We start from the raw sequence: 24,195 nt of genomic DNA, 5'->3' as shown, positions 1-24,195 counted from the left end.
ATGAGCTGGTTCGACAAGTTATTTGGAGAAGATAATGATTCTACAGAAGATTATCTTAGTAAAAGAAATCAACGACGTCAAAAAGCTACACAACAAGAAGAACAAGATTCATTACTTCCTCAAAACAATGATGTTTATGAAAGACCCAAAGGAAAATTCAGGTTTCCAATGCGTATTTTAGAAGAAGCGAATGAAGCAAAGCATCCAGAAGAAGATTCAAATTCAAAAGATAGTTCGGATTATGGTAATCAACAACATAGTGACCGTCATGCTTCAGACTCTATAAATGTCAATCATAAGCAGAGAAGACGTAGACATATGTATGATAAGACAGCTTCTAATGATGTTAGTACACAAACAGAAAATCAGCAGTCACAAACAGAAACATATTCAGAACCAAAACAAGAATCAAAACCTCATAAAGGTCAACGAATGAGAATACAAACTGATGTTTTACGTGCAAACGCTTCTAAGAAAACTAAAAGAGATACGCCTATGTATCATGAGAGCGATTTTAAAGCGAGTGAAGTTCCATCTGCTATATTTGGTACTCAAAAACCACACCCGCTTGAAAACGGTGTTATAAAACCTTCAGATGAAACTCAAAACAAAGATAGCGAGCATGAGCAAGCGCCTAATATTGGAGACAATAAAACGCATATACAATCTCCAACACAGGAATCATCTGAAACACATGATAATAAAATTTATAATGACCAATTTGTAGCACAATTAAATGAATCAATGGATAACGACGAAGATCTACAAGTTGATGATAAGCAACAATCTTCGTTTGAAAACGATGATCATGTAGAAGAACAAGTGGCAGAAGATATCAATAAGCGACAACAATCTTCTGACCAGCAGCAATCATCAAACCAACAACCTAAAGTAAACAACACAATTAATATTGAAAATATTTATGCATCACAAATCGTAGAAGAAATTCGAAGAGAGCGTGAGCGTAAAGTACTTCAAAAACGACAATTCAAAAAAGCATTACAACAAAAACGTCAAGGAAATCAAGATAATAACGAAGACAGCGTACAAAAAGCAATAGATGAAATGTATGCTAAACAAGCACACCATTTTATTGGTGAAAGTTCTTTAGACGAAGAGAGCAAGGCTAAAAATGTTTCTGAAAATGAAACAGAAGCATCGGTTCAAGACGCTCAAATATCTGATGATAGTCAACAAAATGAAGATGATACACAAGTAGGTGCTACATCTCCATTTAATTATGAAGAAATTAATTTAGATAATGTGCGTGATGTACATACAATTAATGATGAATATGTAAATGTAGATTCTGAATCAATTGATAATAACATTGAAAATACACCACCAGTTGAGCACCAAACTATAAATGATAATGTCGAAACAACGATTTCAAATGATAATACTTTAAATACAGATAAAGATAATGAGAAAAGTATTTCTGATGAAAATCTTTACGTAGAAATAGAAGATAATGACGATATATCAGACGCTCAATATAGAGAAGTGACAAGACCGCAAAATGAATCAGTTGAAGCGGATGCAGTAATACCTGAGACCGAGAAGAATCTGCATTTTGAAGCGCACCAATCAGAGTCAGAGATGTCATCGGAACCTGTGTCTAATGAAATAGATGAAGTGCAACAAGATTCAGCCCAGTACAATTCAGAACAACTGGAGACTACTCAATTTGAAAGTAAAGATGAAGGGGCTGCTCAAGAATCACAGCTTAATTCAAGTAGTACGAAATCAAGTGAGTTTAATAATGAAACAATTAAATCGAGCGAAGTGACTAGAAACAGAAATCAAACATCAATTAGAAAAGGCGGCAAGCCATTTAATGTTGTTATGACACCTTCTGACAAAAAACGTATAATGGATGCTAAAAAACTTAAAAATAGTAATCAGCATTTTACAAATTCAAGTAACGCATCACAATCATCACAAAATGAAAGTAAAGAAATTGAAACAAATTATTTTGATAATGAAACAGTTGGGCAAGAGCAACAAGAGCAAAATCTGACATCGACGGCTGAAATAACTGAATATCCGTCAAATTCGATGGGTACATCAAATCATAGTGAAGAATCTATCAATCATGAAACGTCAGAAAAACTTGACAATGAAATGGATCCATCTTCAGTTGACTCTAGTCAACCTGCAGGACACGATAGAACTGAAATTAATAACGAACATGTGTCACAAAGTTCACAAAATCAAGAGCCAAAATTAAAACCTGAGATGGCACACAATCAATTAGACGCTAGCAAAACAACTGACAACAGTGGTAAGCCAACAATTAGAAGAGGGCCTAATATTAAGTTGCCTAACTTAGATTTATTAGAAGAACCTAAACAACATGAAATTGATAATGCTTGGATTGAAGAGAAAAAACAAGAACTTAATGATGCATTTTATTATTTTAATGTACCGGCTGAAGTTCAAAATGTTACTGAAGGACCAAGTGTCACACGTTTTGAATTATCAGTAGAAAAAGGTGTCAAAGTTTCTCGAATCACTGCATTGCAAGACGACATTAAAATGGCACTTGCAGCTAAAGATATTCGTATAGAAGCACCAATTCCAGGTACTAGCCTTGTGGGTATAGAGGTCCCTAATCAGAACGCTACAACAGTCAATTTACGTTCAATTATTGAAGACCCTACGTTTAAAAATGCAGAGTCTAAATTAACTGTTGCTATGGGACTTAGAATTAATAACGAACCTTTACTAATGGATATATCTAAAACCCCACACGCGCTTATAGCTGGTGCAACTGGTTCAGGTAAATCTGTATGTATAAATAGTATTTTAATGTCATTATTATATAAAAATCATCCAGAAGAGCTAAAATTATTACTTATTGATCCTAAAATGGTAGAATTGGCACCATATAACGGTTTACCACATCTGGTAGCACCTGTTATTACTGATGTAAAAGCGGCGACACAAAGCTTAAAATGGGCTGTAGAAGAAATGGAACGTCGTTATAAAGTGTTCGCAAAATATCACGTAAGAAATATTACTGCTTTTAATAAGAAAGCAACCTATGAAGATAGAATGCCAAAAATTGTTATAGTAATTGATGAATTAGCTGATTTAATGATGATGGCTCCACAAGAAGTAGAACAATCTATCGCACGTATTGCACAAAAAGCGCGTGCATGTGGGATTCATATGTTAGTAGCAACACAACGTCCATCAGTGAATGTCATTACTGGTTTAATTAAAGCAAATATACCTACAAGAATCGCATTTATGGTATCATCTAGCGTTGATTCAAGAACGATATTAGATAGTGGCGGTGCAGAACGCTTGTTAGGTTATGGAGATATGCTTTATTTAGGTAGTGGTATGAATAAGCCGATACGTGTTCAAGGCACGTTTGTATCGGATGATGAAATAGACGATGTTGTTGATTTTATAAAACAACAAAGAGATCCAGAATATTTATTTGAAGAAAAAGAATTATTGAAAAAAACAGAAACACAACCTCAGGATAGCTTATTCGATGATGTATGTAGATTTATGTTGAAAGAAGGTCATATTTCTACTTCATTAGTTCAACGCCATTTCCAAATCGGTTATAATCGTGCAGCGAGAATTGTAGACCAATTAGAACAGTTAGGTTATGTTTCTGGAGCAAATGGTTCAAAACCAAGAGATGTATACATTACAGAATCAGATTTGAATGAGAATTAAATAGAGATAAAGGAGTGTTACAATGACACATTATCATTTTGTCGGCATAAAAGGTGCCGGCATGAGTTCATTAGCACAAATAATGCATGATCTTGGAAATGAAGTACAAGGTTCAGATATAAACAATTATGTTTTTACAGAGGTGGCATTACAAAATAATGGTATTAAGATATTACCTTTTGACGAAAACAACATAAAAGAAGATATGGTTATTGTTCAAGGTAACGCATTTCCAAATTCACATGAAGAGGTTGTTAAGGCGAATGAATTAAAACTTGATGTTATTCGCTATCATGACTTTTTAGGCCAGATTATCAATCAATATACGTCTGTAGCTGTAACAGGTGCACATGGTAAAACATCTACAACTGGGTTATTGTCACATGTGATGAATGGAGATAAAAAAACATCATTTTTAATTGGTGATGGCACAGGTTTAGGTATTCCAGAAAGTGATTATTTCGCATTTGAAGCTTGTGAATACCGTAGACATTTCCTAAGCTATCATCCAGATTACGCTATTATGACAAACATTGATTTTGATCATCCGGATTACTTTAAAGATGTTGAAGATGTGTTCAATGCTTTCCAAGAAATGGCACATAACGTTAAAAAAGCAATCATTGCATGGGGCGACGACAATCATTTACGTAAGATAGAAGCAGATGTTCCAGTATATTATTATGGTTTTTCAAAAAATGATGATGTTTATGCTGATAACCTTAAAATTAGTGAAAATGGAACTAAATTTGATGTGTATATTAAAAATGAATACTATGATACTTTCCTTTCTCCTCAATTTGGGGATCATAATATTTTGAATGGGCTTGCTGTAATTACAGTTAGCTACCTTGAAAGTTTGAATGTAAATAATATAAAAGAAGCTTTAGAAACATTTGGGGGCGTAAAACGCAGATTTAATGAAACAAAAGTAGGAAAACAGGTATTAGTTGACGATTATGCACATCATCCTAGAGAGATTAGTGCTACAATTGAGACAGCTAGAAAGAAATATCCAAATAAGGAAGTTGTAACTGTATTCCAACCTCATACTTTTAGTCGAACGCAAGCATTCTTAGATGATTTTGCTGAAAGTTTAAATTTAGCAGATAAAACTTTCTTATGTGAAATTTTTGGTTCAATAAGAGAAAATACTGGTAATTTGACAATTCAAGATTTACTCCAAAGAATTGATAATGCAACACTAATTGATGAAACCACTGTGAATGCGCTAGAACAATACAGTGATGCAGTTATTTTATTTATGGGTGCGGGCGATATTCAGAAAATTCAACGTGCTTATATGAAAGAAATGGGTGTTAGTACCTCATTTTAATATGTTTATGTTAAAATGATTTGGGTATTTATATTAAATAACTACATATGATTAATAGGAGGCGTTTTAAATGGAATGGATTTTACCTATAGCTGGTATTATTGCGGCGATTGCTTTTCTTATTTTAGTAATTGGCATCGTTGTAATTTTACTTTCAGTTAAGAAAAACTTGGATCACGTTGCAAAAACTCTTGATGGTGTCGAAGGACAAATTCAAGGTATTACACGTGAATCTACGGACTTACTTCATAAAGCAAATCGCTTAACTGAAGATATCCAAGACAAATCAGATCGTTTGAATTCTGTAGTTGATGCAGTGAAGGGCATCGGTGAATCAGCTCAAACGTTAAATGGTTCAGTTGATAGAGTTACAAACTCAATCACGCACAATATTTCTCAAAATGAAGATAAAATTTCTCAAGTAGTTCAATGGTCAAATGTAGCAATGGAAGTTGCTGACAAATGGCAAAATAGAAGAAATCGTAGAGATAGTGCAAATTATAAAGCGAGCAGCGTAGCAAATGATTCTAATCATAGCTATACTACACGTGTAAATAATAAATAATTCGTATATTTAAACAAATGCACTTAAATGAGGTATGAAACTTATTTAAGTGCATTTGTTATAGGAGGCATTCAATTATGAAGTACTATAACCGTGATAATTACGAAAGAAATGTAGAAAGTTATGAAGTACCAGAATATTTTACTAAAGGTGCAAGAAATGAGTTTGTTTATGGATTTCTTATAGGCGCATTCATTGGTTCAGCTGTAGGATTAATCTCTATAAGCAAGTCACGCACAAAAGATAAATCTCAAGTTGATTTTGAAGATGAATCACGCTTTAAATCTAGTATCATTGAGCAATCTGAAAGCGAACAAGCGGACGCTGAACAACAAGTAGATGGTATTAAATCGACTATTGCAGATGCGCAAAATAAAGATACTGAAGCAACAGATTCTGAATTAGCTGCTCAAAAAATGGCGATTCAGCAAGAAACTTCAGACAATAATTTAGCAGATACGTCACCACAAGCACAAGACCTACAAGATGATAATAATTTGAATCAGAGTGACGATACAACAACACATATTGATACCAATTCAGAACCAACTGAGGACGAGGTTAATGCGCAACAAAATGCTATTAAAGATGAAGCAGCAGGTAATAACCTAGCTGATTCCACTGCTACACCTTCAAATAACAAAGGTGCACAAACTGCAGCCACAACAACAGGTGGTGCTATAGCTGCAGGTAGTTTAGCTAAAGTTGCACAAGATAAAAAGCAATCATTAAATGACGATTCACAAGTTGCTGAAAACACTGAGAATCTTTTGAAATCTGAAGAAACAGCAAAAGGTGATACTCAAAAAAATGCACCTAACTTAGTTACTAAAGACTCAAAAGAAGATGAAAACAAAAATAATAGTCATTTGAAAGCAGGTGCTTTAGCAGGTACTGTCACAGCAACTGGATTAGCATTAGCAGCTAAAAATAAAAATAAAGCTTTAAATGACGATAATAAAGTTGTTGAAAATACAGCAACTTTATTAAAACCAGAATCACCTAAACAAAGCACTCAAAAAGATGTGCCTAATTTAGTAACACCTAAAGCTAATCATGCTGTAGAATCAACTGATAAAGTAGATAACTCTGCAGATAAAAATAATAATACGAAGACAAAACCAGAAAAAGCAGAACAACGTGTAAAACAGACACATAAAACTGTAAGTTTCAAAGATGGTATTATTGTCCATAATGAAGCAGAATCTGGTATTAGCAATCAAACTGCAAGCAAAGAGCAACAGAACGAAGCCACTACAAATGCAACAGATAAAACATCATCATTTAAAGATGGCATCCTTGTGCATGATGATGTAGAGACTGATAAAACAATAGACAATAGTGAGCCACAACAAAGTAAAGCTGGACATAACGAGCCAACATACTCTAAAAACAGATCACAATTGAAAAAATCAGAAAAAGCTCAAAGTAAAATAGACAAAAGAACTTTTAATGATTAATCATTACTAAAACTAAAATATAATAAAAGGAATCGAACAAAACCTGTTCGATTCCTTTTTAATTTATAATTTCTATTAGTTAGGTCATGTAAAGTGTAATACGATTTGGAATTTATTATACTAATTGTGTTTCTTTAAATAACGATATTAATATTTTTGAAGTATTATAACTACACAAATAAGTATGATGCGCCTAGAACGTTATTTAAGTCATCTAGATTGCCTACAAATACTTATTGTATCATCTTGATTGATTAGACTATATGGCTACATTTTGACACCTCAAATTGCAATGTGTTTTAAAATTTATAATGGACGCTTAAAATTAATGACAAACCTTATTTCAAGTGTTTTAAAGCAAAAAATAAATGTATTTATTAAACAGATAAATGAGTAAATAATCATTTTAAAAATGCAATTCAGATTTTTTATGCAAAAATAAATTGAATTAAATGAAACTTAAGTTAATAAAGTATAGAAAATGAAAGAATAGTGTAAAATATTACTGGTAAATGACTGAAAATTCAGTTACCATTAGGGATATTCACTTGCAGAAAGTGAAATTTTTACAATCATTACTTGAACTTATAAGTAGTTATTGTTAGAATTACGTTTAACAAATATTTTATCGCTTTAAAGCAGAATAAAATATCGATTTTAAATTTTTCATAGAGGTGAATAAAATGACAGACAAATTACAAGAATTCAGAAGCGAGATTGTTGATATTAATGAAGAAATTTTAAATCTTTTATCTAAAAGAGGAAAAATAGCACAAAATATTGGTGAGGAAAAACGTAAGCAAGGTACAACTGTATACGATCCTCAACGTGAAAAAGAAATGATTAACAAATTATTAGATAAAAACGAAGGTCCATTTAACGATAATGTGATCAAACAATTATTCAAGGAAATTTTTAAAGCCTCTACTGATTTACAAAAATCTGAAAATGAGAAACATTTATACGTATCAAGAAAATTAAAACCAGAAGATACAATTGTACAATTCGATAATGGGGGCATCATTGGAAGTGGTAACAAATCATTCGTATTTGGACCATGTTCAGTTGAATCTCAAGAGCAAGTTGATGCAGTTGCAGCTAATTTACAAGCTAGAGGCGAAAAATTCATTAGAGGTGGTGCTTTTAAACCGCGTACATCTCCATATGATTTCCAAGGCTTAGGTGTTGAAGGTCTTAAAATTCTTAAAAATACTAAAGACAAATACGGCCTGAATGTAGTTAGTGAAATTGTAAATCCTGCAGATTTTGAAGTAGCAGATGATTATTTAGATGTGTTCCAAATCGGTGCACGTAATATGCAAAACTTTGAATTATTAAAAGAAGCAGGTCGTTCAAATAAACCAGTATTATTAAAACGTGGTTTATCTGCAACAATTGAAGAATTTATCTTTGCAGCAGAATACATTGCTTCTCAAGGTAATGAAAACATCATTCTTTGCGAACGCGGAATCCGTACTTACGAAAAAGCAACAAGAAACACATTAGATATTTCTGCAGTACCTATTTTAAAACAAGGTACTCACTTACCAGTAATGGTTGACGTTACGCACAGTACAGGACGCAAAGATATCATGCTACCAACAGCTAAAGCTGGTTTAGCTGTTGGTGCAGATGGCATCATGGCTGAAGTTCATCCTGATCCATCAGTTGCATTAAGTGATAGTGGACAACAAATGGACTTCGATGAATTCGATAATTTCTATAATGAAATTAAACCATTAGCTGATATGTACAATAACAAACAATTAAAATAGGAAATATAAAAAAGCCCTTGTTACGTTACTACTTAAGTAGTAACTGTAATAGGGGCTTTTTGTGTTTTCATAATTTTTTGAAATGAATGAAGAGAATTGTTGCAATTTATAAAATGCTCATGCTTTAGAGTGATATGGCAACTAAATAGAGTATTTAAATATAAAATAAAAAATAAGTAATGAATCATCATATTACACTTGATTTTAATGAAAAACATAAAAATTCAAACGAAAAAGGTTTGTTTTCATTGAAAATAAGAAATATAATACATTTAGCAGGTTTATATTTTTATAAAATGACATAATTATGACATTCAAAACAAAACTATTTTACATTTTGCAAAAATATGGTAAACTTTGAAAATGTTATGAAAACAGAGTATAATAATAAAGAAATCGCTTTCAAGGAGGAAATTATGACTGTAACTATATATGATGTAGCTAGAGAAGCAAGAGTTTCTATGGCAACTGTCTCACGTGTTGTTAATGGCAATCAAAATGTTAAACCCGAAACACGTGACAAAGTAAACGATGTTATTAATAAATTGAACTACCGTCCAAACGCAGTGGCAAGAGGATTAGCTAGTAAACGAACAACAACAGTAGGCGTAATTATTCCAGATATTTCTAATGTCTATTATTCGCAACTTGCTCGAGGCTTAGAAGATATAGCAACAATGTATAAATACCATTCAATTATTTCGAATTCTGATAATGATCCAAGTAAAGAAAAAGAAATATTTAACAACCTTTTAAGTAAACAAGTAGATGGTATTATTTTTTTAGGTGGAACAATTTCAGAAGAAATTAAAGAATTGATTAATAAAACATCAGTTCCCGTAGTAGTTTCAGGTACAAACGGTAAAGATGAAGGTATTTCATCTGTAAATATTGATTTTAAATCAGCAGCTACACAAATTACAAATCAATTAATCGAAAACGGCGCAAAAACATTTGCTTTTGTCGGTGGCGATTATTCTAAAAAAGCACAAGAAGATGTGCTAGTAGGATTAAAAGACGTCTTAGCAGAGCACAAACTTTCGTTAAATGAAGAATTGATTTTTAATGGTAATGAAACTTACAAAGATGGTCTACGTGCATTTGATGCTTTGAAGTCTGCTAAGCCAGATGCAATTCTATCAATCAGTGATGAACAAGCAATTGGTCTAGTTCATGCTGCTCAAGATGCAGGTATTAACGTTCCAGAATCATTACAAATTGTAAGTTTCAACAATACTAGACTTGTTGAAATGGTAAGACCTCAATTATCTAGTGTAATCCAACCGTTATATGATATTGGCGCAGTGGGTATGAGACTTCTTACTAAATATATGAATGATGAAGAAATCGAAGAGCCTAATGTGACTTTACCTCATAGAGTTGAGTATAGAGGTACTACAAAATAGATTTTTGTAGATTAAGTAAAGTATAATGAAATACAAAAAACGAAATTCTTATTAATTAAGAATTTCGTTTTTTATTTAAATTAAAAACTTAAATCAGTATAGGTAATGTTGGTTTATTTAAAACCAACTCAGCACTTGTTTAGCATATTTTGAATTTGTTTCCGTAATTTCTTTTTGTCTAGGTATTATTTGATAGTCAGTTTTTTCATCGATCCAAGTTTGTGGTAATTCACAAGGTGCATAATGTTGCCATTTTGTTAACCATTTATTAGGCAAACGACCAGTTTGTGGTTTTTCTCCGATTAAAGCTAAAAAAACGTGGCTCCAAGCTCGTGGGACAACTTTCCATATATTATAGCCGCCACCACCAAACATTAATACTTTACTATTTGTGTATCTATCTGCTAAATCTTTAATGATATATGGAATTTGATATAGTGATTCTAGAGTACAGTTTAAGTGCGTGAGTGGATCTAAGTAGTGAATGTCAACACCGTGTACACTCACAATGATATCTGGTTTAAATGATTCCACTATAGGCTCTATGGTCTCTTTAAATGTTTCTAGAAACGAATCATCTTCTGTATAAGGTTCAAGTGGAATGTTTACTGTATAGCCAAAACCTTGTTCGCTACCACGTTCCGTGTAACGTCCAGATCCAGGGAAGAGAAATTTTCCAGTTTCATGTATCGAATAAATTAAGGCTTGGTCATTTGTATAAAAACTCCATTGCGTCCCATCACCATGATGTGCATCTGTATCAATACATAGCACGCGTTGATTATATTTTTGTATGAGATAGGCGATTGTAACTGCAACATCATTGTAAATACAAAAACCATTTGCACGACCTGGTAGGCTATGATGTAACCCGCCACCTAGATGGCAACCGTTGGTGACTGTACCATCCATGATGTGATCAGCTAAATTCAATGCGCCACCCACAATACGTGCACTGTGCTTGTGCATCATTCTAAATTGCAATGTATCATCACCATCTAATCCATACTTCTTAGCTTCATTGTTACTTAAAATACCATGTGAAGCACGTCTGATGGCTTGAATATAATCATGAGAATGAATTAATGATAATTCGCTATCATTCGCTATACGTGGTTTAATAATATGATGTGATTTTAAATAACCTAAATCTGTTAATAATTCTGTTGTTAATTTTAATCTCATTTGATTAAATGGATGGCTATTACTAAAACGATATTGCAGTATTTCATTAGAATAGACAAAGCCCGTTGATTGTTGCATATTACTCATATGTTTCTCCCCTTTAAAAGAAAAAGCGATTCATGAAACGAATGTCATCAAATGCTTGTAATTGTTCTATAGAAATTCTTGAACCAATTCTTGCCATAAGACAATTAGCAGGATGACTTGTAATTTCTGGATCATCTGTTGCAAATACTTCCAGGCCCCCATAACCCATCAATTTTTGCATTAATTTTTTATATTCATAAACATCAAGTCCAGAATTTTTCAAATCCCAATGCCAATAATATTCAGTAGTTAACACGATATAATCTTCATATTCATCAGCTTCTAAACTGACTTTGATAAGTTCACTACCTAAATGTAAATCACGATAAGCTAGGCTTAACTCAATAGCGCCTAACTCTATTAGGTATTCCAAATCTCCGCTAGACCAACGTTCTAATGGGTCTGGATAATGATAAGTGACATAACCAATAATATGCTGTGAATTACGTAGTACAAAAATTCTTCCTTCCTCTAATTCACTAATTTCTTTTATGGCTTCAAATTGATCCGTAGGTGGGCGAAATGCAAAGAGCCCTTCATCAAATGTCATAGATTCAAGGTTATTTCTTGAAACAGGACCTTCTATCACAAATGTCCCTTGATCTAAGTGATAAGTTTGAGATTGATATGTTTTTATATGTTCCATTTTTTCACTCCAAACTACCGCATACACATACAGTAAACAATCTTATATAAGTCTATTATAAGTTAAAAAAGTTTAAAATAACACAATAATGTATTCGTTTACACACTATTATTTTGAAAATTTTGACAATATTAGTTATAATAATTTTTAAGCAAGCGATTTCATTAAGAGGGGGATTCAAAATGAAAGTAGAAGTATACAAAGGGAAAAATGGAAATTTTAACCTACAAGACTATGAAAAAGAGTACGCTAATTTTGACTGGAAAGAAATAGAAAAAGTATTTTCATGGTCAGAAACTGGTAAGATCAATATGGCGCATGAATGTATTGACCGCCACGTGGATGAAGGTAATGGTCAAAAAATCGCGTTACATTATAAAGATGATAAGCGTAAAGAAAGTTATACTTTTGAAGAAATGAAATCAAATTCTAATAAAGCTGCAAATGTATTAAAAGATAAAGCAAACATTGAGAAGGGTGATCGTGTTTTTGTATTTATGCCTAGAACACCAGAACTTTATTTTGCTTTATTCGGAATATTAAAAATAGGTGCAATTGTAGGACCGCTGTTTGAAGCATTTATGGAAAAAGCTGTTGCAGATCGATTAGAAAATAGTGAAGCGAAAGTAATTGTGACAACGAATGCATTATTGCCACGTATTCCTAAAGATAAATTACCACATTTAGAAACGATTGTAGTCGTAGATGATGAGGAAGTAGAAAGTGAATATGTTGACTTTAATAGTGAATTTAAAAATGCTAGTGACCAATTTGAAACAGAATGGCTAAACTTAGATGATGGTTTAATATTGCATTATACTTCAGGTTCAACAGGTCAACCTAAAGGTGTACTACATGCTCAAAAAGCAATGCTCGTCCATTATATTTCTGGTAAATATGTACTAGATTTTAAAGAAGACGATGTATATTGGTGTACTGCTGACCCAGGATGGGTAACCGGTACTTCATACGGTATTTTCAGTCCTTGGTTAAATGGTGTGACAAATTGTATCGTTGGAGGTAGGTTCTCACCTGAAACTTGGTACGGTATGATTGAAGAATATAAAGTTACAATATGGTACACGGCACCAACTGCCTTAAGAATGTTGATGAGCGCAGGCGATGATATTATAGACAAATACGATCTATCATCACTAAAAAGTATCTTATCTGTAGGAGAACCACTTAACCCTGAAGTAATTAAATGGTCAAAAGATGTCTTTGGTAAACGTGTCTTAGATACGTGGTGGATGACTGAAACAGGGGGACATATGATTGTTAACTATCCATCTATGGATGTTAAATTAGGATCCATGGGTAAACCGTTACCAGGTATAGTAGCATCTATTGTTGATGATCAAGGTAACGAGTTGCCACCAAATCGAATGGGTAACCTCGCAATTAAAAAGGGATGGCCATCTATGATGGTTTCTATTTGGAAAAATCCTGAAAAATATGATTCATATTTTATTGGTGATTGGTATGTTTCTGGAGACTCAGCTTATAAAGACGAAGATGGCTATTATTGGTTCCAAGGCCGTGTAGATGACGTTATCATGACGGCAGGCGAACGTGTAGGTCCATTTGAAGTAGAATCAAAATTAGTAGAACATGAATCGGTTGCAGAAGCAGGTGTGATTGGTAAACCAGATCCAGTAAGAGGAGAGATTATTAAAGCATTCGTTGCTTTACGACCAGAGTATGAAGCTTCAGATGAACTAAAAGAAGAAATTCGCGTATTTGTCAAAGAAGGTTTAGCCGCACACGCTGCACCACGCGAAATAGAATTTAAAGAAAAACTTCCTAAAACACGTTCTGGTAAAATTATGCGTCGTGTCCTTAAAGCTTGGGAACTTGATTTACCTGAAGGCGATTTAAGTACAATGGAAGACTAATTAAGCAAAATAGTGATTTTATTTTACTTAGTTTAATCATAACGAGCTAACCTCTATTTCCAATTTAAAAAAATGTTTTTTCCATACTTCCTTTATATCATCAACTTTAAGCATGTACTTTATTCTACATATTAGAGATTATGATGATAATTAGGAAGTTTTTGATGTAAAATAACATTTTAAGAGTAATAAAAGACGCAAAAGGTGAAAATATTCATTTATTATTTTGAAAGCGCTATCTCTATTAATCGACAACACAACATAAATTAGTTAATATTAATATGTAAGGATTTATTTTTATCAGTAGCATATATGTGAAATATATGTATTGATTTAAAATTTATTTAAGAAGGGACGAATGAATTTGGCACACTTATCTGATTTAGATATTGCAAATCAATCAACATTAAAACCGATTGGAGATATTGCTAAGCAGGCGGGTATTCCCGCAGATGCATTAGAACCATACGGGCACTATAAAGCTAAGATTGATATTAATCAAGTTCAACAAAAAAATGGTAAGGGTAAAGTAGTATTAGTTACTGCTATGAGTCCAACACCAGCAGGTGAAGGTAAATCAACAGTTACAGTTGGATTAGCAGATGCATTCAATGAACTTAAGAAAAGCGTCATGGTAGCGTTACGTGAACCAGCTCTAGGTCCTATTTTTGGAATAAAGGGTGGTGCAACTGGTGGTGGCTATGCACAAGTATTACCAATGGAAGATGTAAATTTACACTTCAATGGCGACTTCCACGCAATCACTACTGCAAATAATGCACTGTCAGCATTTATTGATAACCATATGCATCAAGGTAATGAATTAGAAATCGACCAAAGACGTATTGAATGGAAACGTGTTTTAGACATGAATGACCGTGCGTTACGTAATGTAAATGTAGGTTTAGGTGGACCAACGCAAGGGGTTCCAAGAGAAGATGGTTTTAATATTACTGTTGCTTCTGAAATAATGGCAATTCTTTGTTTATCTAATGACCTTAATGATTTGAAAGCGAAAATTAGTAGAATTACTATAGGTTATACTAGATCACGTAAACCTGTTACTGTAGCTGACTTAAAAGTAGAAGGCGCATTAGCGATGATCCTTAAAGATGCGATTAAACCAAATCTAGTACAAACAATTGAAGGCACACCAGCCCTTGTACATGGTGGGCCATTTGCTAATATTGCACATGGTTGTAACTCAATTTTAGCAACGGAAACTGCGAGAGATTTAGCAGATGTCGTTGTGACTGAAGCAGGATTTGGCTCAGATTTAGGTGCTGAAAAATTCATCGATATTAAAGCTCGTGAAGCAGGATTTGAACCTTCAGCAGTTGTAGTAGTTGCGACTGTTCGTGCGCTTAAAATGCATGGTGGTGTACCGAAAGATAACTTAAAAGAAGAAAATGTTGAAGCGGTTAAAAAAGGTATCGTGAACTTAGAACGCCACGTTAAAAACGTTAAAAAATATGGCTTAGAACCTGTAGTTGCCTTGAATGCGTTTGTACATGATACTGAAGAAGAAACACAATATATACAACAATGGGCAAAAGAGAACGGTGTGAGACTTGCTTTAACTGAAGTTTGGGAAAAAGGCGGTAAAGGTGGTATCGATTTAGCGAATGAAGTGCTAGAGGTACTTGATGAACCACAAGATTTCAAACATTTATACGAATTGGATTTACCACTTGAAGAAAAGATTGAAACAATTGTTAAAGAAATTTATGGTGGATCAAAAGTCACATTTAGCAGTAAAGCACAGAAGCAACTTAAACAGTTTAAAGAAAATGGCTGGGATGACTATCCAGTATGTATGGCTAAAACACAGTATTCATTCACTGATGACGCAACTCAATTAGGTGCACCTGAAGGTTTTGAAATCACTATTCGTGAATTAGAAGCTAAAACAGGCGCAGGATTTATTGTTGCATTGACTGGAGCAATCATGACTATGCCTGGCCTTCCTAAAAAACCAGCAGCATTAAACATGGATGTTACTAATGATGGACATGCAATTGGTCTATTCTAAATTTTAACTGTTATATAATACAAACATACTAAGATTAGCTGTGAAAAAATCTATAACGATAGATTTTTTCACAGCTATTTTTTATAATCTGAGAAGGTTATGTTCTTAACGCTTTATTTCGTCATTAAATGTTGTTTGATATCGTATTTTTCAGCATTTTTAAAATCATAAGCAGTAATTTCACCTTCAACCAACATCCGTTTGAGAACATAGTGTTGGCGATCCAAACCAATTTGTATCTGAGCATCAGATTTGAGTGAACCATCTGCTTCATAAGGGGTGTAATAATAAGGGCTTTGTAAAAGTCCAATCAGATAGGCTGATTCAGCAATATTTAAGTTTGTAGCTGCTTTTCCAAATAAACTATAGGATGCTGAAGCGATACCTGTAATATCAGTACCATTATAATCCCGTCCAAAAGGCACGATGTTCAAATAAGTATAGATAATTTCATCTTTGGTTAAAATCTTTTCAATTCGCATAGATAAGATGAGTTCATTAGCTTTACGATTATATGTTTTTTCGTTTGTCAGTAGTTGATTTTTTACGAGTTGCTGTGTGATGGTACTTCCTCCAGTTGCAGCCTCTGTATTAAATATATCTTGCCCAACAGCTCGAACGATAGCCTTTGGTAAAATACCATTATGATAGAAAAATAAGCTGTCTTCTGAAGAAGTTAATGCTTTTATCACGTTGCTATTTACATGTTTTGGTCCGACGATGAGAGAATTTGTCGATTCATTGTATTCTGTTAAAATATGTTTATTGTTATAATTTATATCTTGGTTACCAACAATGTTCAGCAATTTTGTACGTAATTCGTTATCTGACATGTTTACAGATTCATCAGTCAAACTTTGGAAGTAAAATACCGATATGGCTAATAAAATAATAAAGGTACATGTGAAAATTGCAAACAAGCCAATGAAAAGATGCTTTAATTTTTTATAGATAATTTCAAATTTAGAGAATTTAGGGTTATGTAAATGATTGTGAACATTATTTTCATGTGTTTGATTTTCCATGTCTGACCTCCTTATGTATGCAATATTATAACATAATATATGATGTTGACTTTTAAAATAGAGTTACTTATAATTAATATCAATTCGATATCGTTTTTGGATAAAGGAGAAGTAACATACAGTGTCATCTTCAGAGAGTTAGTGGTTGCTGTGAACTAACGATGATTGATATGTGAATACACCTTAATGATTTCAATCATCCAAACGTTTAAGTTAATGAACGTATCATTAATAAAGTTGTTTGACTTAAAGTATGGTGGTACCGTGCGCATGCGCCCTTACATTAATTTGTAGGGGCGTTTTTTAATTTTTTTTAGTGTTACTCGGTCGTACTTGCTAAAAGTAAATTAAACTGTGGACGGTATTTAAAATCTATTCAAAACAATATCTTAATAAATATAGGGGGTAAATACAATGACAAATGCATTATTAGAAGATTTAAAATGGAGAGGCTTAATTTATCAACAAACAGACCAATCTGGTATAGAGAATGTACTAAATAAAGAGCAAGTTACATTATACTGTGGTGCCGATCCAACTGCAGATAGTTTACACATCGGTCATTTATTACCATTTTTAACTTTACGTAGATTCCAAGAACACGGGCATCGTCCACTTGTATTAATAGGTGGGGGTACAGGTATGATTGGAGATCCATCAGGTAAATCTGAAGAACGTGTCTTACAAACGGAAGAACAAGTTGAATTAAACGTTCAAGGCATCAGTGAACAAATGCATAAAATTTTCGAATTTGGAACTGATAAAGGTGCTAAACTTGTTAATAATAGAGATTGGTTAAGCCAAATTTCTTTGATTGATTTCTTAAGAGATTACGGTAAACATGTTGGTGTAAATTACATGTTGGGGAAAGACTCAATTCAAAGTCGTTTAGAATATGGTATTTCATTCACTGAGTTCACATATACAATACTCCAAGCAATTGATTTTGGTCATTTAAACAAGACTTACAACTGTAAAGTACAAGTTGGTGGTTCTGATCAATGGGGCAATATCACAAGTGGAATTGAATTGATGCGTCGTATGTACGGTCAAACAGAAGCTTACGGACTGACGATCCCATTGGTTGTTAAATCAGATGGTAAAAAATTCGGTAAATCAGAAGGTGGGGCAGTTTGGTTAGATGCTGCAAAAACGAGTCCATACGAATTTTATCAATTTTGGATTAACACTACAGACGATGATGTAATTAAATTCTTGAAATATTTCACATTCTTAGAAAAAGAAGAGATTGAAGCATTAGAAAAATCATTGAATGAAGCACCACATTTACGTGAAGCGCAAAAAGCTTTAGCTGAAAATGTAACACGTTTCATTCATGGTCAAGCTGCATTAGATGATGCAATTCGTATCTCAAAAGCATTATTTTCTGGAGACTTACAATCATTGTCAGCTTCAGAATTAAAAGCAGGATTCAAGGATGTGCCACAAGTTGAATTGAGCAAAGAAAAAACTAATATTGTTGAAGTAATTGTCGAAACTGGTATTTCATCATCTAAGCGTCAAGCACGGGAAGATGTAAATAATGGTGCAATTTATATCAATGGAATAAGACAAAAAGATGTGAAATATGAATTGACAGCTGACGATAAAATTGAGAATGAATTTACAATTGTTCGTCGTGGTAAGAAAAAATATTTCATGGTTAATTATAAATAATATTTGAAGAAGTATAGAAGAATAACGCGATATTTAAATTATCGACAAAACGGCCGACAAAGCTTTACGACTTTGTCGGTACTTTTTTATGCACTTTCTGTAGTGTGGAATTGAATTCGTTTTTCTAATATACATAAAATGGAATAATCTTGATTTATATGTAATAAAAAACCGACTAAGTAAATTAACATTACTTGGTCGGTTCAAGATAACTATAAGTTATTGTTTTTAATTAAACGGTGAAGTACTTTCACTTTCTTTCTCAGATGACTCTGAAGATGTGGATTTTTGTTCTTTTAATGGCACTTCAACTGTTTGCGTTTTACCATTTCTTTCAATAGTCATTTTTACTGAATTACCAGGTTTTTTATTTTCATATAAATAAGAGCGTAAGTCAGTGTCTTCTTCAACTTTTTTATCGTCTATCGCAGTGATGATATCGCCTTTTTTAAGTTCATTATCAGCATGAACTTTGGCAACGTAGACACCGTCTTTGCGTTTTGTATTCAGATCTTCTTTATATTGTTCGGGAATCTCACTTACATTGAGTAAACTAATTCCAATAGAAGGACGCTCAATCTCTCCGTTTTCTACAAGTTCTTTAATGGTAACTTTAACTTCGTTACTAGGGATTGCAAAACCAATACCTTCAACTTGTTCACTTGCAATCTTCATTGAGTTAATACCTACGAGATTACCATTAATATCTACGAGCGCACCACCTGAATTACCAGGATTGATTGCTGCATCTGTTTGTAATACATTTACTTTATTCGTACCAGCAGATGTTTTCGTATCGATTGTACGTTCGCTAGCAGAAATAATACCTGAAGTCACTGAGTTAGCAAATTGTAAGCCAAGGGGATTACCCATTGCAAAAACACTGTCTCCTGTTTTTACTTTTGAAGAATTAGCAAAATCAATTGCTTTTGTACCTTTCGTATCATTGATTTTTAGTACTGCTATATCTGTTAACGCATCTTTGCCAACTAATTTAGCGTCGACTTGTTTAGAATTATGCAATTGGACTTTAATTTCATTTGCACCATCAATGACGTGGTTGTTCGTTACGATATATGCAGAACTATTATTTTTTTGATAAATGACACCTGATCCAACACCAGCTTCTTCTGATTTAGAAGATTCATCTTTTAGTAAACTATCTAAATTCTGAGCTTTTTGCATATTAATAACACCTACAATAGCAGGAGAAACATCGTTAATCATTTGGTTCACAGAATCATATTTTTCACTTTTTCCATCAAGTGTATTGCCACCGTTGCTACTATTAGAAGCTTCTTTAACGGAAGAGCCATTATCATTTAATCCTGTGCTTTCCATAATTTTTCCAATGCCTAATACCAAAAGTGCACCTATAATACCGGCAACTAAGGCCACAATTATCGTTTTAAACCATGGGAATTTGGGTTTATGTTTTGACCTTTTATTTTGAGCTTGTTCCGGTTTTTGAGATGGCCGAGGATTTTGAGTTTCATTAGAGTTATTATCGTTATTAAAATCTGACATACTTTACCTCCGATTTATTCTATATAACCTATTATTATAGGTTTATATAACTTTTTCTAGTATATCACTATACAACTTTAGACTGAAATATAAATATTCTTGTTCATAAGGTGACTAAATGATAGAATCAATAGGTAAATATAATGGAAAATGAAGTAGGTGGAGAAATGTATAAATTCATTAGCGGTTTGTTAGATTTAATTATTGTGAAAATATGTAAATCACTTGAAGTACAAGGTAAAGAAAATATACCTCAACTTCATAGATATGTAGTGACTTGTACACACGAAAGCTATAATGAAGTCATTATGTTAGGCACAGCAATTTACCCAAATCAAATTCATTACATGGCTAAAAAAGAGTTGTTCAACAAAAAAGGTTTTGGTAAATTTTTAACTTCTTTAAATGCTTTTCCTGTAGATAGAGAAAATCCAGGACCAAGCACATTGAAAAAACCCGTTAAATTATTAAAAGAAAATAAAACAGTAGGCATATTCCCAACTGGTCATCGGATGAAGTATGACGAAGGATCACCAATAAAACGTGGGGCAGTAACCATTGCTTTGATGGCCCAAGCTCCCATTTTACCAGCAGCATATGTTGGACCTAAAGAAATTAAGGGACTCATTACCGGTAAAGCAATTGTTAAATTTGGTGAACCTATCGAAACGAAGCATTTACCAAGGGATATGAAACGTAATGAAAAGTTAGAATACTTAACTAAAGAATTAGAAAGTAGAACGACACAATTACAAAATGAATTAAATGATTATGTGAATCATAAATAGTAAGTTTCAATATTTTTAAAATAGTTAGACATTTTAATTTATATACGAATTTTTAAAAACCTGTGTTATTATGTAACTGTACAATGACAACAAGTAAAGCGTTTGCAAACACCACGTGGACATATTGTGCATGTGGTGTTTGTTTGGGTAAATATCTATTTTGAAATGGGGAATTGTTATGTTTAGTTTCTTTCAACGTCTTGGTAGATCACTTATGCTTCCTGTTGCAGTGTTACCAGCAGCCGCAATTATTACGGGTATCGGTAACGCATTAACAGCAATGGGTGTCTTGCCAACGGTAGCAGCGTTTTTCTCTTCTGCCGGTTCGACGATTCTTGAACAACTAGGTATTCTTTTTGCGATTGGGGTAGCATTAGGAATGGCTAAGAAAAATGACGGTGCAGTAGCACTCGCTGCAGCGGTTGGTTTCTTTTTAACGACAGTTGTTTTAAGTCCTGTGAAATTAGCGCCAATATTAGGTGTTAAGGAGACAGGAGTAAACGCAGCTTTTGAACAGATGAATAATTCTAACGTATTTATTGGTTTATTGATTGGTTTAATCGCAGCGTATACTTACAACAAATTTAGTAAAACTGAATTACCAACAGCATTATCATTTTTTAGTGGTAAACGTTTAGTACCAATTTTAACGGCATTTTTTAGTATTATTTTGGCCGTATTAATGCTATTTGTTTGGCCAATTATCTATTCAGCAATCGTAACATTTGGGACGTGGATTTTAGATTTAGGTCCATTCGGTGCTTTCTTATACGGTTTCTTTAATAGATTATTGATACCAACTGGATTGCATCATGCATTAAACTCAGTATTTTGGTTTGATTTAGCAGGTATTAATGATATTGCCAAATTCCAAACTGGTGATGGTGCAGTACATGGTATTACAGGACGTTATATGGCTGGTTTCTTCCCGGTAATGATGTTTGGTATTCCAGCTGCAGCACTAGCAATGTATCATACAGCAGAATCTAAACAGAAAAAGCGTGTTTATGGTTTAATGTTTGGTGGCGCAGTTTCAGCATTCTTTGTTGGGGTTACTGAGCCAATAGAATTTTCATTCATGTTCGTTGCACCAGTATTATTCGTTATTCATGCATTTTTAACTGGTTTATCGATGTTTATTGCAGCATTGTTTGAGTGGACAGCAGGGTTCTCATTTAGTGCTGGTTTAATAGACTACGTACTGTCATTAATTAATCCTGTTTCAAGTCAACCATACATGTTATTACTACAAGGACTTGTATTCTTTGTAATATACTATTTTGTATTTAGATTTGCCATTAAAGTATTGAAATTAAATACACCTGGTCGCGGAGATAATTTACTACCAGATCCAACTTCTGATGAAGCGTCAACGGGGGATGCTGCACATTCAGAAGAAGCGACTACAGCTACATCTAATAAATATACAAGTACTGCAAGCCAAATTTTAGATGGATTAGGTGGCAAAGAGAATATTGCATCATTAACAAATTGTGCTACAAGATTACGCATGGAGTTACATGATAATAGTGTCATTGATGAAGCTAAGATTAAAGGCGCAGGAGCTGTGGGTGTAACGAAGAGTGGTAAACATAATGCCCAAGTTATTATCGGCACGCAAGTTCAGCAAGTAGCTGATGAAATTGAAGTACAAATGGAATCAGAATAGCAAAATCAATAGCAAAATAATAACATATAAATAAGTTTATTTTAGGATACGCCTAATCATAGTTATCACTGAAAAAGTGAATCTTTGTAAGGCGTATTTTTTATATAAAAAAATTAAATGTTTAACGATATAAATTGTTTACTAAAATGATGAAAATACATTGCTCTTTTCATGGGTAAATAGTACGATGAACTAGTATCAGAATTTTCTGATTTAAGGAGAGTAGATGAGATGAAGTCGGTATTATTTGATGTTGATGGTGTTTTTTTAAGTGAAGAAAGGTGTTTTGATGTATCTGCACTAACGGTTTATGAAATGCTTATGAGTAAAGATTATATGGGCTTAGATCCATCTATACAATTTGATGATTTAAGTGATCAACAAATTACTGAAATAAGAGATATCGTATTCTACCATGATGAAATTTTAACTAAGTTAAAGTCACTTGGATTAAATTCAAATTGGGATATGTTATTTGTAGTTGTAGCCATTCACTTTATTGAAATTTGTAAGACATTACCCCAAGAAAAATTAGAGGAAGTTTTAAAGCCAGAAAGATTTAATCAAGAAACATTGCAACAGATTGGTGAAAATATTTTTGATATAGAATTGAACTTTGAGTTACCGTTATCGTTTTTAGATGGTATAAGTTCAGGAAAAGACAATATTTATCAAACGCTTGTTACACATGCTGGTGATCAGTTAAATACAAAGCAAACAGCACTATTTGAACTGAAAAGTCCGTTTTGGACGCTTGCCCAAGAGGTTTACCAAGAGTGGTACTTAGGCTCCAAATTATTTAATGAAGTAGAACAAAAGCCTAATCGCACAGAATTTAAAGAAGGTTACATATATAACGAAGTCGTGTTAAGACCTGTACCTGAAATCAAACAGTTATTAACAGATTTGAAAGCTGCTGGCTATCATATAGCCATTGCAACAGGTAGACCTAGAACGGAAACGATAGTGCCATTTGATGCAATTGGTATCAAAGATTTATTTGATGACTTACATATTGTTACTGCAAGTGAGGTATTAATCGCAGAGAAACAATATCCTGAGTTAAAACCATTAGGGAAGCCCAATCCGTTTAGCTATTTAGCTACATTAGAAGGTAATCATTTAAAAAATTATGAGCAATATGCTACAAATCAGGAAAATCGTGTTAATAAAGATGATGTTTTTGTGGTAGGAGATTCATTAGCAGATTTGTTAAGTTCTAAGAAAATAGGGGCAACTTTTATTGGTCCGTTGACAGGTTTGAAAGGCCAGAATGCACGTAAAGAATTAGAATCTTATGACGCTGAATATATCGTAGACCATGTAGGAGATATCAGAGGAATATTATTGTAATTAAAAGATACTACGCTTATTATTTGATGATTAAATAATAATGCGTCAGTATTTTTTTTGCTAATAAAAA

Annotated in this window: 16 protein-coding genes; 12 read left to right on the top strand and 4 right to left on the bottom strand. The window is 33.2% G+C overall.

What is annotated here, in order from left to right:
* The 6 genes from ACA31_RS06060 to ccpA all read left to right on the top strand — a co-directional run bounded on the left by ACA31_RS06060 (position 1) and on the right by ccpA (position 10,241).
* The gene (locus ACA31_RS06060; protein ID WP_057512457.1) at positions 1-3,699 is read left to right on the top strand and encodes a DNA translocase FtsK; all 3,699 of its coding nucleotides are present in this window, start codon (positions 1-3) and stop codon (positions 3,697-3,699) included.
* A 22-nt stretch (positions 3,700-3,721) separates the two neighbouring features.
* On the top strand, positions 3,722-5,035 hold the full coding sequence (gene murC, locus ACA31_RS06055) for a UDP-N-acetylmuramate--L-alanine ligase (RefSeq protein ID WP_057512456.1): 1,314 nt from the start codon (positions 3,722-3,724) through the stop codon (positions 5,033-5,035).
* 70 nt (positions 5,036-5,105) lie between these two features.
* The gene (locus tag ACA31_RS06050) at positions 5,106-5,600 is read left to right on the top strand and encodes a DUF948 domain-containing protein (RefSeq protein WP_057512455.1); all 495 of its coding nucleotides are present in this window, start codon (positions 5,106-5,108) and stop codon (positions 5,598-5,600) included.
* Positions 5,601-5,677: 77 nt separating this feature from the next.
* On the top strand, positions 5,678-7,060 hold the full coding sequence (locus ACA31_RS06045; protein ID WP_057512454.1) for a hypothetical protein: 1,383 nt from the start codon (positions 5,678-5,680) through the stop codon (positions 7,058-7,060).
* Between the two features lie 683 nt (positions 7,061-7,743).
* On the top strand, positions 7,744-8,835 hold the full coding sequence (locus ACA31_RS06040; protein ID WP_057512453.1) for a bifunctional 3-deoxy-7-phosphoheptulonate synthase/chorismate mutase: 1,092 nt from the start codon (positions 7,744-7,746) through the stop codon (positions 8,833-8,835).
* Between the two features lie 416 nt (positions 8,836-9,251).
* Complete coding sequence (gene ccpA / locus ACA31_RS06035; protein ID WP_057512452.1) at positions 9,252-10,241, top strand: catabolite control protein A; 990 nt, start codon at positions 9,252-9,254, stop codon at positions 10,239-10,241.
* 117 nt (positions 10,242-10,358) lie between these two features.
* Here the strand turns inward: ccpA and ACA31_RS06030 are convergent, their stop codons facing one another.
* Together ACA31_RS06030 and ACA31_RS06025 are read right to left on the bottom strand one after the other, a co-directional pair.
* Positions 10,359-11,513, bottom strand: coding sequence for an acetoin utilization protein AcuC (locus tag ACA31_RS06030; protein ID WP_057512451.1), 1,155 nt, complete (start codon positions 11,511-11,513; stop codon positions 10,359-10,361).
* 13 nt (positions 11,514-11,526) lie between these two features.
* Positions 11,527-12,159 carry a hypothetical protein gene (locus tag ACA31_RS06025; RefSeq protein WP_057512450.1) on the bottom strand — a complete coding sequence of 211 codons (633 nt, stop codon included), beginning with the start codon at positions 12,157-12,159 and terminating at the stop codon, positions 11,527-11,529.
* 182 nt (positions 12,160-12,341) lie between these two features.
* Here ACA31_RS06025 and acsA point away from each other — a divergent pair, with 182 nt between their 5' ends.
* Together acsA and ACA31_RS06015 are read left to right on the top strand one after the other, a co-directional pair.
* Positions 12,342-14,054, top strand: a complete 1,713-nt coding sequence (gene acsA, locus ACA31_RS06020; RefSeq protein ID WP_057512449.1) for an acetate--CoA ligase — start codon at positions 12,342-12,344, stop codon at positions 14,052-14,054.
* A gap of 364 nt (positions 14,055-14,418) precedes the next feature.
* On the top strand, positions 14,419-16,086 hold the full coding sequence (locus tag ACA31_RS06015; protein WP_057512551.1) for a formate--tetrahydrofolate ligase: 1,668 nt from the start codon (positions 14,419-14,421) through the stop codon (positions 16,084-16,086).
* 113 nt (positions 16,087-16,199) lie between these two features.
* Here the strand turns inward: ACA31_RS06015 and ACA31_RS06010 are convergent, their stop codons facing one another.
* Complete coding sequence (locus ACA31_RS06010) at positions 16,200-17,111, bottom strand: biosynthetic peptidoglycan transglycosylase (protein ID WP_057512448.1); 912 nt, start codon at positions 17,109-17,111, stop codon at positions 16,200-16,202.
* Between the two features lie 414 nt (positions 17,112-17,525).
* Here ACA31_RS06010 and tyrS point away from each other — a divergent pair, with 414 nt between their 5' ends.
* Positions 17,526-18,788, top strand: a complete 1,263-nt coding sequence (tyrS, locus tag ACA31_RS06005) for a tyrosine--tRNA ligase (protein WP_057512447.1) — start codon at positions 17,526-17,528, stop codon at positions 18,786-18,788.
* A gap of 228 nt (positions 18,789-19,016) precedes the next feature.
* On the opposite strand, the gene ACA31_RS06000 is transcribed toward tyrS, so the two are convergent.
* Entirely contained in the window at positions 19,017-20,315 is a 1,299-nt protein-coding gene (locus ACA31_RS06000) for a S1C family serine protease (RefSeq protein WP_057512446.1), read from the bottom strand.
* A gap of 167 nt (positions 20,316-20,482) precedes the next feature.
* On the opposite strand from ACA31_RS06000, the gene ACA31_RS05995 reads away from it, so the two are divergent.
* The 3 genes from ACA31_RS05995 to ACA31_RS05985 all read left to right on the top strand — a co-directional run bounded on the left by ACA31_RS05995 (position 20,483) and on the right by ACA31_RS05985 (position 24,125).
* Positions 20,483-21,103: a lysophospholipid acyltransferase family protein gene (locus ACA31_RS05995; protein WP_057512550.1), complete on the top strand. Its 621-nt coding sequence runs from the start codon at positions 20,483-20,485 to the stop codon at positions 21,101-21,103.
* A gap of 178 nt (positions 21,104-21,281) precedes the next feature.
* Positions 21,282-22,772: an N-acetylglucosamine-specific PTS transporter subunit IIBC gene (gene nagE / locus ACA31_RS05990; protein WP_057512445.1), complete on the top strand. Its 1,491-nt coding sequence runs from the start codon at positions 21,282-21,284 to the stop codon at positions 22,770-22,772.
* 231 nt (positions 22,773-23,003) lie between these two features.
* A complete protein-coding gene (locus ACA31_RS05985) occupies positions 23,004-24,125 on the top strand; it encodes an HAD family hydrolase (protein ID WP_057512444.1) in 1,122 nt (373 codons plus the stop codon).
* Positions 24,126-24,195 lie beyond the last annotated feature (70 nt).

Origin of the sequence: Staphylococcus sp. NAM3COL9, assembly GCF_001431205.1 — a bacterium.
GTDB lineage: Bacteria > Bacillota > Bacilli > Staphylococcales > Staphylococcaceae > Staphylococcus.
This window is presented reverse-complemented; position numbering and strand designations above follow the sequence as displayed.

What these genes read in the sequence shown, in the direction of transcription:
- ACA31_RS05995 (WP_057512550.1), top strand. Translation starts at nt 20,483, where the DNA reads ATGTATAAATTCATTAGCGGTTTGTTAGATTTAATTATTGTGAAAATA.
- ACA31_RS06030 (WP_057512451.1), bottom strand. Translation starts at nt 11,513, where the DNA reads ATGAGTAATATGCAACAATCAACGGGCTTTGTCTATTCTAATGAAATA.
- ACA31_RS06060 (WP_057512457.1), top strand. Translation starts at nt 1, where the DNA reads ATGAGCTGGTTCGACAAGTTATTTGGAGAAGATAATGATTCTACAGAA.
- ACA31_RS06010 (WP_057512448.1), bottom strand. Translation starts at nt 17,111, where the DNA reads ATGGAAAATCAAACACATGAAAATAATGTTCACAATCATTTACATAAC.
- ccpA (WP_057512452.1), top strand. Translation starts at nt 9,252, where the DNA reads ATGACTGTAACTATATATGATGTAGCTAGAGAAGCAAGAGTTTCTATG.
- ACA31_RS06045 (WP_057512454.1), top strand. Translation starts at nt 5,678, where the DNA reads ATGAAGTACTATAACCGTGATAATTACGAAAGAAATGTAGAAAGTTAT.
- ACA31_RS06000 (WP_057512446.1), bottom strand. Translation starts at nt 20,315, where the DNA reads ATGTCAGATTTTAATAACGATAATAACTCTAATGAAACTCAAAATCCT.
- murC (WP_057512456.1), top strand. Translation starts at nt 3,722, where the DNA reads ATGACACATTATCATTTTGTCGGCATAAAAGGTGCCGGCATGAGTTCA.
- ACA31_RS05985 (WP_057512444.1), top strand. Translation starts at nt 23,004, where the DNA reads ATGAAGTCGGTATTATTTGATGTTGATGGTGTTTTTTTAAGTGAAGAA.
- acsA (WP_057512449.1), top strand. Translation starts at nt 12,342, where the DNA reads ATGAAAGTAGAAGTATACAAAGGGAAAAATGGAAATTTTAACCTACAA.
- nagE (WP_057512445.1), top strand. Translation starts at nt 21,282, where the DNA reads ATGTTTAGTTTCTTTCAACGTCTTGGTAGATCACTTATGCTTCCTGTT.
- tyrS (WP_057512447.1), top strand. Translation starts at nt 17,526, where the DNA reads ATGACAAATGCATTATTAGAAGATTTAAAATGGAGAGGCTTAATTTAT.
- ACA31_RS06040 (WP_057512453.1), top strand. Translation starts at nt 7,744, where the DNA reads ATGACAGACAAATTACAAGAATTCAGAAGCGAGATTGTTGATATTAAT.
- ACA31_RS06025 (WP_057512450.1), bottom strand. Translation starts at nt 12,159, where the DNA reads ATGGAACATATAAAAACATATCAATCTCAAACTTATCACTTAGATCAA.
- ACA31_RS06050 (WP_057512455.1), top strand. Translation starts at nt 5,106, where the DNA reads ATGGAATGGATTTTACCTATAGCTGGTATTATTGCGGCGATTGCTTTT.